Source organism: Enterovibrio litoreus, from assembly GCF_045679545.1.
Lineage (GTDB): Bacteria > Pseudomonadota > Gammaproteobacteria > Enterobacterales > Vibrionaceae > Enterovibrio.
Genome location: NZ_CP166195.1, coordinates 462,986 through 477,647 on the forward strand (window position 1 = coordinate 462,986; position 14,662 = coordinate 477,647).

Genomic DNA, 14,662 nt, shown 5'->3' on the forward strand with positions numbered 1-14,662 from the left:
AGGGAATCTACTTCGTGCATTGCAAAGGGTTTGCCAAGTTTCAGGTTTGTTATTGCGCCTGTCGCCAAAGCCACCTTGGGAAAAAGAGCACTAAATCCAAGCAATACCTCGCTTTCAGCGGTTTAAACCTTGTGCAGTTCCATCGAAAAATACAGGCTATTTTTCTAGAATTGTCCCTGTCATGTTTCTTTTACTTCTTTGTTTGAATCGAAATGGTTCTCTCTTTCGTCAATTTGACATGCGCTTTGACTGCTGCCTGTTTATCAATTGTCATTTTGATTGTTTAACCTGCGCCATTTCATCACTCATCGCCTTCTATATTAATCAATTCAATGAATTAGCATTCTGGCACTATCTTTGCTGAGTCTCTGTCGATGACTATTTCCCTAAGGTATAAGGTGGCGACATGGCAATAAGCAAAAAGAAAATCTGGTTAGTTTTAGATAGCCGAGGATTTGGAGGAATTGAATCGCATGTCGAGCAATTAGCATTGGGACTGAACAATGCCCGAACAGATGTCACCGTTGTCTTTCTCAATAATTATGGCGAGCATCCTGTTCACAAACGCCTCCTTTATTGTGGTTTGAAGTGCAACGTGCTTGATGGTCGCCTTGTGTCGTTATGGCAAGCCATCCGCAAAGGTAAACCTAATGTCATCCACACTCACGGCTACAAAGCGGGCATTCTGGTTCGCCCTATAGCCAAGATGATGGGGATCACCTGTGCAAGCACGTTTCACAGCGGCGAGGTAAAAGAAGGGAAACTCAAACTGTATGATTGGTTCGATCGTCACACCGCTTTTCTCGCCAACCAAGTTTACGCAGTCAGTACACCTGTGCTCGAAACCCTGCCTTGCGCTGCAAAGTTAGCAAATAACTTTGTTAACACACATAACACCCCGCCATCCGATGGCAACCAGATAGCGTTTGTGGGGCGTTTATGTAAGGAAAAAGCACCTGAACGTTTTGTTCATCTCGCAAAACGCTTTCCTCATCTTGATTTCCATGTCTATGGTGACGGGCCATTGCGCAAGCCGCTGGAACGAATTGCGCCACAAAACGTCACTTTCCACGGTGCACAAAGTGACATGCGAAAAGTCTGGACCCACATTGGCCTGCTTATCATTCCTTCTCGCGCAGAAGGGTTGCCAATGTCTTCTTTGGAGGCCATGGCACGAGGGATCCCTGTCGCGGCCTTTAATGTGGGTGCGCTAGATAAGCTCATTCAGCATAACCTAAACGGTTGGATATTAGAGCAAGGGGATGTTGATGGCTTGGTCAACGTGATCCATGTGTGGCGTAACAGTGATGCAGTTCAACGTGCGCAGTGGAAAATGCGAGCCATTCAAACCATCCAAAAAAGGTATTCTGCCGAAGCCATAGTTCCACAGTTACTTCAGGCCTACACCGCCGTCGCAAAGTGACCTTAGGGGTGATTCTCAAAATGACGAAAACCAGAAAAACCGCGATGCCAAGCATCGCGGTTTTCTTTTATATCAATAAAAATCAAACAGATAAAAACATGGATCGGTCTTTGCAATGGTAACGCTAACCCGCTTACGAAATACGTAAGCCACGAATTTACGTTAACGACCTGGAGGAAGGACAATGACATTAACACCTCAGGTTCTACCCAATCCTCAAAAAGTGCTGTTTGTTCACTACGGCGACAATTGGATCCGTGGCAGCGAACGTTGCTTAATTGACCTTATTACCCACCTCGACAGAACCTTGTTCGAGCCTGTGCTTTGGTGTAACAGCGAACTGCTAGCCCAAGAGGTCCTCAAGCTTGATGTGCCCGTGTATGTCAGCAACTTTACGCTGCTACTCGGCGAACGCACCCCTAAGTGGGATGTGCTGGGTTTCAGCAAATTGGTCAATCAAGGTTTACGCATTGTTGATGATCATCAGGTCGCCTTGATTCATTCCAACAGCGGCGCGCCATCCCAGTGGTTAAATTGGGTTTCCCGTGCTCGTAAGCTGCCTTTAGTGCTGCATCTGCATTCTCGCTATCCGCTGAGAGATCGCATCACCCTTGGTTTGCATCATGCCAGCATGGCAGTCGGCGTGAGCCAACCTGTGGTTGACCAGCTGTTAACCGACGGTGCGGTACCAAGCCGCTGTCAGGTCATTCCCAACGGCATAGACACCGAGACCTTGCTGAAGCAACCTGTTGAAGACATCCGTCGAACGCTAAACCTTCCGAGTGATGCTTTCGTTGCTATCAGTGTTTGCTCCCTGATCCACCGCAAAGGTGTCGATCTGCTGATTGAAGCATGTAAAAAACTGCGTGAGATGTGCCTCCCCATTCATTTAGTGGTGATCGGTGAAGGCCCAGAGAGAGAAACACTTGAAGCGCAAATCATCGCGGCTGGCCTCAGTAACTTCGTGCATCTTGTGGGTGAAAAACACAACGTGGTAGGCATGATGCGAGGCGGCGCAGACCTTTGTATTTCAGGCGCTCGTGAAGAGGTATTTGGCCTAACACTGGCAGAAGCGGGTTTAGCCGGGCTGCCTGTTATTGCACCGCGCGTCGGCGGTATTCCCAGTGTCATCAATCATCAAAAAACAGGTCTACTGGTTGAACCAGAAAACGCTCATGCACTGGCACAAGCCATTTACCATTTGTTCGTGAATCAAGACCAACGTTTAGAGATGGGCGTGAAAGGGCAACAACACGTTGCTGAACATTTCACCATCAGCACACATACGCGTGCATTCGAGCAACTTTACCAAGGCTTGATCACCAACCCTGCGATGACCACCAAATGGATGAGCCACTGGCAATTCATTCCGCCAGTGAAAGCGTCGTTGCGCTTTGTGAAAAACTACCGCAAACCACAGCCATTGGAGGCCGCAGTATGAGCAAGTTAAAACACATACTGATCCTTGATCCCATCGCTTTCGCTGGCGGTTCAAAGGTCTCCACCAAGCATGTACTGGCACAACTTGAAGACAAAGACGTTCGCGTATCCGTCCTCACGGCAGATGCTAAAAGCTGGCGTCAAACCCAAGCCTACGTGAGACATTTGGTGATGCCAGAGAAGCTCGAACGTGCTGAGCAAGGGTTAGCCTATTTTGCGCGCCACTTACTGATCGCCATGCAACTACTCTGGTTCAGACTGTTCATAGGCCGAATCGACACCGCCCTTGCCGCTTCAGGCCCTGGTGTTGATTTGGGGTTATACCTTGCTAAACCTTTGTTGGGTTATCGACTGGTGCAAATGGTTCATGGCCCTGTCGCTACATCACGTACCATTGGGCGATGCCTGCTGCATGCAAACCATGTTTTCTACCTCGAATCGACCCGTGATTCACTGTGCGCCGCATTAGAGGCCACAGGCAACACAGGCGAAGTATCGGCTTATCCACATTTTCAAACCTTCACTAACGGCTTACCAAAAAGTACGTGGCCAAGCGCGTGTCAGCACGATTATGCCGTCGTTTTCTGGGCAGCCTCGTTGCTGAAATGGAAAGGTTTAGACACCTTGATGCAAGCATTGAGCATGCTTCACCCTTCTCAACGTTCTGAAACACATGTTTGTTTTATTCGTCCTGAACAAACCACGCTTGCTGTGAGTCAGGCTCCGCAGCCCGTTAGCAAAGTGTTCTGGCATGAAGCGCCCGATGATCTGGATGCCATTCGGTCACGTGCCAACATTTTTGTGTCCACCAGCACCAAAGAACCTTTTGGGCTTTCTATTCTCGAAGCCATGGCGGCGGGCATGTGCGTCATCATTCCTCAAGATGGTGCCTATTGGGACACCCAGCTTACCCATGGTGTGAACTGCTTAAAGTATCCACCGAACGACATCGATGCGCTGGCTCATTCCCTGCTTGAAGCACAAGACGACATGCGATCACTCACACGTATTGGCAAAGCGGCGGGCGTGATCTCGCAGCAATATCGCGCTGAATTTTGCTTCGCCAATATTTGTGAGGCATTAGCTCCCCAAGTGGGTTCGCGCATTTCAGCGATGACCCGCAATGAGGTGCAAGGATGAAGGCATTATCCCCCGTGATGAAACAAACTCTGCTTTACGGCAGCAGTATGGCTTTGATGAAAGGGATTTCACTGCTCATGCTGCCCTTTATCACCCACCAACTGCCCCAAGCTGAATTTGGGATGCTAGAAATTATCAGCAGTATCGCAGCGCTTGGTAGCATTCTCGTGGGTTTAGGGCTTGAAGATGCGTTGTATCGTTTTGTGGGAGGCAGTAAAACCGAGCGCGAACGCCTCACCATGGCGGCGAGAATATTCACGCTTACCTTGATGATTTGCGCCGTGATGATCCCGCTAGGTTGGTTCGGGGCAGCGTTACTCGACAGTTATGTACCAGGCGGCCTAACCACTTATCAACTGCGTTTGGTGTTACTGATGCTGGCGTTGGAAGGCTGTATCGCGGTGCCATTAGGTTGGCTGAGAATGCAAAATCGCGCTGTCGCATTTTTCTCGGCAGCGGTGGGGCGCGCCTTTTTGCATGCCGGGTTAACCGTGGTCATGCTGCTTAGCGGCAGAGGCATTGATGGTGTGCTGGAAGCGGGCGTGATCGCCGCAATCACGCAAGCGGTGATCCTCACCATGGTGCAATTGAAAGACACCGGCTTTTCGTTTTCTCGCAAGGTGACGGGGCAATCGCTGGTTTACAGTCTGCCCATCATGGCAAGCGGTATGATGGCATTTACACTCAACGGCCTTGACCGCTGGGTACTCGCAGACGTGAGTTCGCTGGAGGAACTGGCACAATTTGGTGTGGCAGCCAAATTTGGCTTAGCCGTGGTGTTATTGCTGCAACCCTTTGGAATGTGGTGGATGCCAAAACGCTTTGATGTGCTTTACGGCATCAATGGCCGAGAGAAAGCCACGCAGTTTACCTGTTATGGTTTGGTGGCAGTGATGCTGATTGCCGTTGGCGTTGCCTTTGTTGCGCCTCTCGCCATTGTTTGGTTGCTGCCGGACAGCTACCTGCTCGCAGCACAATTTATCGCCTTTTTGGTTGCTGCTGCTTTATTTAAAGAAATGGCAGAACTGGTTAACTTAGGCAGTTTTGCGGGGGACACTACCTATGCCCAAATGGGGATCAATGCCGCAGCCGCAGTGGTCGCTGTGACCACACTGTGGTGGTGGGGGCATGAATACGGTGTGTTTGGCGTATTAATGGCACTGGCCTTCACGCAATGCCTGCGCTTTGTGCTGTTTTTTGTGGTCAGCCAATCTCTGTATCACCTGCCCTATCCCGTGTATTCGCTGCTTGTGCTTGGCTGTGTGTGTTTAGGTTGGCTGGCGGTGTCACAGTATGACTGGTCAGTCGCAGCACGCATTGTCTTGCTGGTTTTAGCCCCACTGAGCCTCATCCTAGTAGGCCAAAAGCTGCGATTACTACCCAAAGGGTCGTTCAAACGCTTTGCCGGGCAAACCGCTTGAACGCGTCACCGAGATCCGCTGACGGCGCTTCTGCCGTCAGCGGTTCTTTTCATTCCTCCACTTGCTTTGTCTGTTTGTCTGTTTGTCTGTTTGTCTATTTGACTGTCAAAATGACAAACGGGCTTTGAAACCTCTGCGAAATACACCTATCTAACTGATAATTAAGCAATCAATAAGTTGGCTCGCTTCGTGCTTTACCTTGACTACGACGGTGACAAATACCGCAATGGCAAGGAGAAAGGCGATGAACATGCAAGAGACACGACATTGGTTAAAACACAGCCCAAGCCCTGTGGCTCGTGGTGTGTTCCGCACGTTAAAAGCTATTCTTCACCTAAGCATTCCAGCGCCAAAACTCATCGTGTCTCCGCTTTACCATCTGACGCGAGTAATCCAAGCGCTGTGGGAAAACATGACACGCACCCTATGGTGGACCCCTCTATTTAAAGGCCGCTTACATCGCGTTGGGCAACGCCTCTATCTTTACGGCGGTATGCCATTTGTGAGCGGTCCGCTGTCCATTTCTATGGGTGATGATTGTCGTGTCTCAGGCCACACCACGTTTTCTGGACGCGCTTATGGTCATGAACAACCTCAGCTTTTGATCGGCAGCAACACAGACATCGGCTGGCAAACCACCATCGCCGTCGGACGAAAAGTCGTGATTGGCGACAACGTTCGCATTGCTGGACGTGCGTTTCTCGCTGGCTACCCCGGTCACCCTATCAATGCACACGATCGCGCCTCCGGCATGCCAGAGCTGGACAGCCAAGTTGGCGATATCATTTTAGAGCCCGATGTGTGGCTCGCCACCGGCGTGTCTGTCATGGCTGGCGTCACCATTGGCCATGGCACCATAGTGGCGGCGGGTAGTGTCGTGACGTCAGACCTACCCCCTAACGTGGTTGCTGGCGGCGTGCCCGCTAAAGTGCTGCGCACCCTGACCGATGAGGAGATGGCCAAATGAAACGCGACCTGATTGTATTTGGCGAAGACTGGGGCGGTTTACCTTCTAGCACACAGCATTTAATCCGCCGTCTTTCGCAAGACCGCAAAGTGATTTGGGTGAATTCGATTGGCTTACGTCGTCCAACGTTGACCATCAATGATTGCAAACGCGCTTGGCAGAAAATCACTACGCGCACCGTCGCTGATAAACATTCATCGAATAACGCGATCACCCCTGACAGCTTGACCGTGGTGAATCCTTCAACGTTACCTGCACCGCGCACCGCACTTGGACGCAAACTAGCCGCCGGAATGTTGCGTAATCAGCTTGCTCCTATCATTGCGCGAGCCAAGCTACACAACCCCATTATGTGGACATCGCTTCCTACCGCCGTTGATGTGTCAGACCAACTTGGCGCATCGTCATTAGTCTATTACTGTGGTGATGATTTTTCATCGCTGGCGGGTGTCGACCACCACACCGTGGCGAAACGCGAACAGGAGCTAGCGCAAAAAGCGGACTTGATACTGACTGCGAGCGAAACCTTGTATTCACGTTTTTCAGACAAATGCACCCGTTTGCTGCCACACGGCGTCGACTACGACTTATTTTCTACCCCAAGCCCTCGTGCCAAGGATTTACCTGACAATGGCCGCCCAACCGCCGGCTTTTATGGCTCATTGTCAGAATGGCTCGACTACAAGATGCTCGCCAAAACCATCACGCAGCTTCCCGATTGGAACTTCGTGTTCATCGGTAAACCTTGCGAAGCCGCGTTGTCACTCAAGCAATATAACAATGTCACACTGCTCGGCCCCAAACCGCATCATGAACTGCCTAGCTACAGCCAGCATTGGTCAGCCAGTTTGTTGCCGTTCGTGAATAACGCGCAGATCAAAGCGTGTAACCCGCTCAAACTTCGCGAATATCTTGCCACAGGACGCCCCGTGATCAGTACGCCTTTTCCTGCTGTTAATGAATACCGCAGCTATGTCTGTGTGGTGCAAACCGCAAATGAAATGGCGATTGCATTGAAAAACACTGCACGCCAAGCGTCCAATGTTCACCAGCAAACCGCTGTGAAAGCCCACACTTGGGATGCACGCGCAGAAAAACTTGCCAATTGGTTGGATGCCCTATGAATTCGTTAACCTACAAGCTTCTGATTTTGCTCGATGGCGCATGGCGTCGTCGCTATGTGATTGTGATGCCAATCATCATCTTTCCGTTAATGGGCACTGCGATTGGTATGCTAACGCCCAAAAAATACAACTCGCACACCACCATGCTGATACAAGAAACATCCAAGATGAACCCCTTCCTTGAAGACTTGTCCGTCTCTTCCCAGATGAAAGAGCGTTTCAGCGGTCTGCAAACCCTGCTGCACAGTCGTCATATTTTGGGCAAAGTGGCACTGGAACGCGGTTTAATTCAGGAAGATTCTGCGCCAGAAAAAGTGGATGAAACCATCGCTCTACTTTCCAACGGACTGACCATGTCTACCATCGGCAAAGACGTGATCCGCATTGAATTTCGCTCTTCAACGCCAAAAGGCATGAAAGATACGTTGCAGATCGTCAGTGACCATGTGATTGAAGAGCTGCTCGCCCCTGAGCGCTCTTCCATGAAAGACTCCAGCGACTTTCTTTCTGAGCACATTGATTTTCGCCGTGAAGAATTAGACAAAGCCGAGGCGGCATTGTCAGATTTTCGCAGCAAACATGCAGATGGCCTGCCTGAACTGCAACTCGCCAACTATGCGCGGATTGAAACGCTCAAACAGCGCCTGTCAGAGAAAGAAGCGGAGATGGCGGGCGCGAAACGCAGTCTTGGTGGGCTGGATCACCAACTTTCCAGCACCAACCCAGTTGTAGGTCGTATTGAAGATCAAATCGTTAAGCATCGCAGTGAACTTGCCATGCTTAAATCCCGCTATACCGATCAACACAGTTTGGTGCAGGGCGCGCTAAGAAACTTACGTCGCCTAGAAGAGCAGCGAACGGCACTGCTTTCTTCTACTCAACAACCGGTTGATACCGGCAAACTTTGGGACATGGCCAGCAGCGCGACCATTGATTCCTCTACCGAATCTCAACCTTTGTTGATTTCGCAATTGGAAAACCTGCAACTGGCCCGAAGCAAAGTCGAAACCCTCGATGAAGAAACCGTTAGCCTGCGCAAAATGATCCTGACATTGGAAAACAAAACGAGTCAATCTGGCGAAAAAGAACAGAAGATCCGCAAACTTGAACGCGATCTAGAAGTGAAACGTCAGTTGTTCCAAGAGTTGCTTGAGCGCCATGAAATGGCAAGGCTTACTAGCTCTCTTGGTGTGTTTGAACAAGACAAGCGCATCAAAATCATTGACCGCCCATACTCCCCCGGCGTACCGAGCAATCTGCCATTGATCGTCTTTACCATTGCAGGATTGATCGGCGGCTTTTTACTTGGCTGTGGCATGGCGATATTGCTCGAACTCACCGACACCACCATTCGTCGCATTTCGACCTTAGAAGCCATCACAGGGACGCCTGTTCTGACGCGAGTTCCCAAAGTGATTGCTGAGTTTCCATCGCCTTCAGTCGCATCAGACACACCGCCTCATGGCGGCAGGAAGATCATTGACGTGAACTAAAGCAGATTGGGTTACGCCTAGCTTGGGTGAGATTAAGGAGCACAACATCATGAAACATTGGCTAATTGCACTCGCAATGATCGTTGGCACACCGGCACTCGCCGATTTACGGCTCGATAACGCTGACTTAACCGACATTTCACCAACCAGCATGCTCTTGATTGTCGGCAATAACTTAAGCGCTTCTGATGTGATTGTCGTGGTACGCGCCGATGACACGTCGAATCCCAGTTATTCCGATCGCGCAAACATCGAACGGGTTATTCCCAAAGGCAAGTTTGAATTGCAAATCCCCTTTGCCAGCTTGCGTACGCCCGGCGGGCGCCAATTGGATCTCACGGCATTGCAACAAATCATGGCGTTTTCTGCCAACAATGAACGCGGATTTGCGCTGTCCACAATGCGCGTTGAAACCCCAAAACCGCTCGGGAAAAATGTCTATGCATGGGATCTCGGCCCTGAAGGCAGTGCGATTTGGCCGGGTTTTCAGCCACTCACCGTCACGTCGGGGTTGCTCGCGGGTGCGGGGCTCAACGCGATTGATCGCGGGGCACGTGCTCAAGCGGCTGATGCGCTGACCATTGATGGTATACGAGGCATTGATTCAGCAGCATTGCCCCTGCCCGCGGGGGATTGGCAAATAACACTCTGGCTTCGTGATGCGGGCGAGTGGGAATATCTTCCTCATCCTCTTCAGCGCACAATCACCGCAAACGGAAAGCGCGTTTTCTCGCAAAACCTGTCAGCAACAGAATGGATTGAATCCGTCTATCTCGGCCGACGCAATGAGGAGATTTCGCCTAAAAGTAGCAGTTGGACACATTACGGCGAACGAAAAAGTGACCGCGTCACTTTCAATGTCTCCAGCGACGGCAACCCTGTGATCTTGCGTTTGAGTGGTGATTCGACCGATGCCCAATTTGTCAGTGGTATTCTTGCTGTGCCGCAAAGCAATCAGCTCATTTTGGAGATGCTTACACGTCAACGCAAAGCGTGGTGGGAGAAAAACTGGCCCATCGCCAACTGGAAAAAATGGCCTACGGGACAACCTAGCCTGCGGGTAACCAACCACGAAACCTCCGCCGCTCCAGGCACCTCTGCCGTGGTCGAATTTGCGTTTGAGCAAGGCAACCTGCCCGGCGCACCCATGGTGATGTTGCGACAACCCCGTTTAAGTGGGGTGGAGATCCCTACCCGTTGGCATTGGAGCCAATGGCAGCTAACGCGAACACACCTCTCTTCCACTTTATTAGCAGCCAATGACGATTTTCTCCGACATGGCTTATTGCCCGAAAACCATGGCGTTGCAATGCCGCGTCGCATGGTCGTGCGTGTTGATGTACCCAAAGCAACACCGCCTGGCACCTACCTCGGCGAACTAGTTGTGATGATGCAAGGAAAAAGCCTGAAAGCCCCCTTTTCCATCCACGTGGTCAATGCCTTTTTGCCTGACATGGTCAAGCCTGTCGGCATCTATTTGGAAAAGCCTGTGCACTTCGGATGGTTTACTGAGCTGGCGGGCGCAGGGCATCAAGCCATGATCTGTGATTTGACCTTCTTGAGAAAACTCGGTCTCACGGGTATTTCGCCGCCATACCCCACGCCTCAAAACGATGAAGAGCGTCAAGCGTTTGAAGAAATGTCTCTCATGCTCAATAAAATGGGGTTTGGTACGCCCATGGCTTACACCCCCGCCAAACGACTGGTGCAATCACTTGGGGCAGGCAATGCCGCCAACGTGATTGCTGACATTGAACGACAGCACCAAACGCGGCTGCAAAGCTCCCCTTATTGGTCGATCGCTGATGAGCCAAGTAATCCCGGCAATTTAGATTTGTTCAAAGACATGCATCGCCAGTTTTCAATGTTTGCCCCGTCCGCAAAATTGGCAGGACATCTCAATCACGACGAAGACAGAAAATACCTCCCTCTGTTCGATTTAGTGCTAATTAACGACGGCTTTGGCATAGACAGAGACGATATCAAGCAGGCGCAGCACGATGATCGCAAAGTGTGGTTGTACAACTTACCTAACCCTCGTGCTGCGGCTGGCTTTTATCTTTGGCAATCTGATGCAGACGGTTTTCTCAAATGGCATGGGCGCATGCCAACCGCCGACCCTTTCGACCCCACAGATGGCCGCGAATACGATGTGCAGTTTCTCTATCCATCAGACAAACCTTGTCCTGAAGAACCAGATATCGATATCGCGCTCTACGACATCATGCAAGGGATCACGGATTATCGCTGGGTGTTATGGCTGCAAGATAAAGCCCAAACCAATCCCGACGCCAAACGGCTTTTAGCGCAATTAAAACGTGATGTACCACACACATGGGACGCCATGTTGACGGTGACACCCCAACAAATGGAAACATGGCGACAGCAAATCATTCAACTCGCGCTGTGACTGTCAAGGCGACTCTCATAATGAGAAACATGTCATGCCAATGAAAAGACCTAAAATTTACGCTTTTAAATCAACGCATTAAAAATAGTGTGAAGTGGCACGCCTTCTGCATTGTTAATCTCAGTGATTAGATTCTTACTCGAGGTTGTCATGAAAACCATTGTTCAAGTCGTGCAACATCTCAGACCCGGCGGATTAGAAGTGATGGCGCTGGAACTAATGAAGTTCTCCCATCACGGTCACGCAATGAAGATTGTCAGCCTAGAAGGTGATGCCAAATCCGCCATTGCGGCTTGGCCCCGCCTTCGTGAGTTTGAAGACCAATTAGTGTTTTTAAACAAAACACCGGGGTTATCACCTTCTACGCTCATCGACCTTAAGCGCTTACTCACATCGTTGAATGCAGACCTTATTCACACTCACCACATAGGCCCTTATTTTTACGGCGGTCTCGCAGCCTTTCTCAGTCGCACCCCTCATATCCACACTGAACACGATGCATGGCATTACAGCAACAAGCGCCACCAACTGCTGCATCGAATCGTTTCCATGTTTGGCAACCCTGTTCGCGTTGCCGATGCCGATGTGGTCGCCCATGCCCTTTCTTCTATTTCAGGAATGAATGACATTCGCGTGATTAAAAATGGCGTCGACACCGCCAAGTACGTCCCAGGCGATAAATTAGCCGCACGCGATGCCATGCAACTGCCAAGCAATGTAAAAATAGTAGGCGCCAGCGGGCGTCTTGAAGAAGTTAAAGGCCACGGTGTGCTGATTTCCGCCATGACCGAATTACCCAGCCATGTACACCTTGCCATTGCGGGTTCAGGTTCAATGGAAATACAACTGAAAGACAAAGCCAAGTCCTTGAACCTTTCTGATCGCATCCACTTTCTCGGTCATGTCGAAAACATGACGCAGTTCTACCAATCACTCGATGTGTTCTGTCTACCGTCTTTCAATGAAGGGTTTCCCCTTGCGCCATTAGAAGCGCAAGCATGTGGCATTCCCACTGCCGTGACCAACGTTGGCGGAGCGGTAGAAACCCTTTGTCCAGAAACAGGGCTGATACTGAGAGCGGGTGACGCGAAAGACATGGCGGAGAAAATTATCGCTTGTATTCATGATCATACGGCTTCAGACCCGCGCGCATTTATTGCCAAACATGCCGACATACGTGCGATGGCCAGCGCTTACGATTCTTTGGCTGAGGGTCTGTAACATGGCAAATGAACTGATTTTCTGGCTCACCGCCACCAGCATATTTTTGGTGATATACCATCACCTCGGCTATCCCCTTTTGCTTAAGTTGCTGGTGCGCCACCCTTCTTCTCGCGAAGAAAACACACACAAAGTAACACCTGCTCGTGGCTACCACGACAGTGTTGCAGATTGCGACTTGCCAACCATTAGCGTGCTGATGCCCGCATACAACGAGGCAAATTGGATCGCGGATAAAATCCGCAACCTCGCCACACTGGATTACCCCAGCGACAAATTACACGTTGTGCTGGCTTGCGATGGATGCAGTGACAACACCGCTTCTATCGCCCGCCACACTGCCGTTGAACCACTGTGTGCGCATCTGAATGTCACTGTGATTGAATACGCCGATAACGCAGGCAAAGTCTCGGTGATCAACAAAACAATGCCGCTTATCACTTCTGACATTGTGGCGATGAGTGATATCTCCGCGCTGATTTCTATCGACGCGTTCTACATCGCAGCTCGTCACTTTCAAGAGCCAACAGTCGGCGTGTTGAACAGCCGTTACTGCCTGCTTAACCCCGCCGAAGGTGAACAAAAGTATTGGGATTATCAAAGCAGAATTCAGAGCAATGAAGCCCAGTTGGGTTCGTCGCTAGGTGCCCATGGCGCGTTGTATTTCATTCGTCGCCCTCTGTTTACGCCACTCGCACCCGACACCATCAATGATGATTTCGTGTTGCCAATGCAAATCGTGGAAAAAGGCTTTCGCGCAGATGTTCATGACGCGATCCAAGCGGTCGAGCTTGAGCCCACCAATGCCCATCAAGACTTTCGCCGTCGCCTGCGTATTGGCGCGGGTAACTGCCAACAACTTTTGCGCTTGTTTCGCTTACTCAATCCAACTCGTGGTGGTATTGCTTTCACGTTCGCATCAGGGAAAGGGTTACGCGTACTGATGCCATTTTTCATGCTAACCGCGTTGCTGGGCAGCGTAATGCTTGCACCCGCATATGGGTTCTTTGCCTTTGCAGCGATGGGGCAGCTGTCTCTCTATCTCGCGGTGGGCATTTGGCGCATGGCGGGCTATCAACCACGTGGTGGCATCGCAAAATCGCTGGTGTATTTAGTAACAGGACACACCGCCAATTTTATCGGTACTTTACGTTATATCTCAGGTTTAGAGACAGGGAAATGGACCCGCGTTTCTGACGTGTCGAACAAGACTAACAAGGAAGCATCAAAATGAATCTCACCATGAATCTAAACATGAAAAGCGACATCAACCCAATCACGGCGAAAGCAAAACGTGGCTTTGATATTTTCTTTGCTTTGGTTGGACTTGGGCTAACCCTTCCTCTGTTCCCTTTGATTGCGCTGGCCATCAAACTCGACAGTCGCGGGCCCGTTTTTTTTAGCCAAATGCGTATCGGTCGTGCATTACCAGACAGAAGCTTGATTTTTGAAATGCTGAAATTTCGCACCATGCGTACCGATGCTGAAAGCCTTTCTGGTGCAACATGGGCGACCAAAACTGATCCCCGCGTCACACGCGTTGGTCGTTTTCTGAGAAAAACCCGCTTGGATGAATTGCCACAATTTATCAATGTATTGGTCGGCGATATGTCGCTCATCGGCCCTAGACCTGAACGCCCAGGGTTTTATCAAAAGCTAGAAAACGCGATTCCATACTTTGCAGAACGCACTTACGGCGTCACACCAGGCATCACGGGTTTGGCGCAAGTGAACCAAGGCTACGACACCTGTATTGACGATGTGCGTTCAAAAGTAGGGTACGACCACTCATACGCGCTTGCATTGTCATCACCTGTGACGTGGCTAAAAATGGATTGCTATATCATGGTTCGCACTGTCGTGGTCATGGTGTGTGGTCGAGGTCAGTAAAAACTATCGATACCCCCTAATTCCTAAGTGAAAACGAAAACGCCGCTTCCCTTCTCGACAACACGAGCTGGAAACGGCGTTTTTTATTTGTGCTAGCCACGGACTCGTGGTTCATGACAAACAACATGGTGCA

Annotated in this window: 11 protein-coding genes; all 11 read left to right on the forward strand. The window is 50.4% G+C overall.

Features of this window, described 5'->3' with window-relative positions:
• Positions 1-406 precede the first annotated feature (406 nt).
• Entirely contained in the window at positions 407-1,423 is a 1,017-nt protein-coding gene (locus tag AB8599_RS17655) for a glycosyltransferase family 4 protein (RefSeq protein WP_407334209.1), read from the forward strand.
• A 184-nt stretch (positions 1,424-1,607) separates the two neighbouring features.
• Positions 1,608-2,864: a glycosyltransferase family 4 protein gene (locus AB8599_RS17660; protein WP_407334210.1), complete on the forward strand. Its 1,257-nt coding sequence runs from the start codon at positions 1,608-1,610 to the stop codon at positions 2,862-2,864.
• Positions 2,861-4,003, forward strand: coding sequence for a glycosyltransferase family 4 protein (locus AB8599_RS17665; RefSeq protein ID WP_407334211.1), 1,143 nt, complete (start codon positions 2,861-2,863; stop codon positions 4,001-4,003). Before AB8599_RS17660 ends, AB8599_RS17665 begins: the two co-directional genes overlap by 4 nt.
• Positions 4,000-5,424 (forward strand): lipopolysaccharide biosynthesis protein, encoded by a 1,425-nt coding sequence (locus tag AB8599_RS17670; RefSeq protein WP_407334212.1) that lies wholly within the window; start codon positions 4,000-4,002, stop codon positions 5,422-5,424. Before AB8599_RS17665 ends, AB8599_RS17670 begins: the two co-directional genes overlap by 4 nt.
• A 244-nt stretch (positions 5,425-5,668) precedes the next feature.
• A complete protein-coding gene (locus tag AB8599_RS17675; protein WP_407334213.1) occupies positions 5,669-6,391 on the forward strand; it encodes an acyltransferase in 723 nt (240 codons plus the stop codon).
• Positions 6,388-7,515 (forward strand): glycosyltransferase, encoded by a 1,128-nt coding sequence (locus AB8599_RS17680; RefSeq protein ID WP_407334214.1) that lies wholly within the window; start codon positions 6,388-6,390, stop codon positions 7,513-7,515. Before AB8599_RS17675 ends, AB8599_RS17680 begins: the two co-directional genes overlap by 4 nt.
• Positions 7,512-9,008 (forward strand): GumC family protein, encoded by a 1,497-nt coding sequence (locus AB8599_RS17685; protein ID WP_407334215.1) that lies wholly within the window; start codon positions 7,512-7,514, stop codon positions 9,006-9,008. The genes AB8599_RS17680 and AB8599_RS17685 overlap by 4 nt, the downstream gene beginning before the upstream one ends.
• Before the next feature lie 49 nt (positions 9,009-9,057).
• Positions 9,058-11,418 carry a hypothetical protein gene (locus AB8599_RS17690; protein WP_407334216.1) on the forward strand — a complete coding sequence of 787 codons (2,361 nt, stop codon included), beginning with the start codon at positions 9,058-9,060 and terminating at the stop codon, positions 11,416-11,418.
• Between the two features lie 150 nt (positions 11,419-11,568).
• Complete coding sequence (locus AB8599_RS17695) at positions 11,569-12,639, forward strand: glycosyltransferase (RefSeq protein WP_407334217.1); 1,071 nt, start codon at positions 11,569-11,571, stop codon at positions 12,637-12,639.
• 1 nt (position 12,640) lies between these two features.
• Positions 12,641-13,873 carry a glycosyltransferase family 2 protein gene (locus AB8599_RS17700; RefSeq protein WP_407334218.1) on the forward strand — a complete coding sequence of 411 codons (1,233 nt, stop codon included), beginning with the start codon at positions 12,641-12,643 and terminating at the stop codon, positions 13,871-13,873.
• Positions 13,870-14,529: a sugar transferase gene (locus tag AB8599_RS17705; RefSeq protein ID WP_407334219.1), complete on the forward strand. Its 660-nt coding sequence runs from the start codon at positions 13,870-13,872 to the stop codon at positions 14,527-14,529. The genes AB8599_RS17700 and AB8599_RS17705 overlap by 4 nt, the downstream gene beginning before the upstream one ends.
• Positions 14,530-14,662 lie beyond the last annotated feature (133 nt).

Bases quoted from the DNA above. Each gene is read 5' to 3' on its own strand.
- AB8599_RS17670 (WP_407334212.1), top strand. From the start codon at position 4,000: ATGAAGGCATTATCCCCCGTGATGAAACAAACTCTGCTTTACGGCAGC.
- AB8599_RS17690 (WP_407334216.1), top strand. From the start codon at position 9,058: ATGAAACATTGGCTAATTGCACTCGCAATGATCGTTGGCACACCGGCA.
- AB8599_RS17705 (WP_407334219.1), top strand. From the start codon at position 13,870: ATGAATCTCACCATGAATCTAAACATGAAAAGCGACATCAACCCAATC.
- AB8599_RS17655 (WP_407334209.1), top strand. From the start codon at position 407: ATGGCAATAAGCAAAAAGAAAATCTGGTTAGTTTTAGATAGCCGAGGA.
- AB8599_RS17660 (WP_407334210.1), top strand. From the start codon at position 1,608: ATGACATTAACACCTCAGGTTCTACCCAATCCTCAAAAAGTGCTGTTT.
- AB8599_RS17700 (WP_407334218.1), top strand. From the start codon at position 12,641: ATGGCAAATGAACTGATTTTCTGGCTCACCGCCACCAGCATATTTTTG.
- AB8599_RS17680 (WP_407334214.1), top strand. From the start codon at position 6,388: ATGAAACGCGACCTGATTGTATTTGGCGAAGACTGGGGCGGTTTACCT.
- AB8599_RS17685 (WP_407334215.1), top strand. From the start codon at position 7,512: ATGAATTCGTTAACCTACAAGCTTCTGATTTTGCTCGATGGCGCATGG.
- AB8599_RS17695 (WP_407334217.1), top strand. From the start codon at position 11,569: ATGAAAACCATTGTTCAAGTCGTGCAACATCTCAGACCCGGCGGATTA.
- AB8599_RS17675 (WP_407334213.1), top strand. From the start codon at position 5,669: ATGAACATGCAAGAGACACGACATTGGTTAAAACACAGCCCAAGCCCT.
- AB8599_RS17665 (WP_407334211.1), top strand. From the start codon at position 2,861: ATGAGCAAGTTAAAACACATACTGATCCTTGATCCCATCGCTTTCGCT.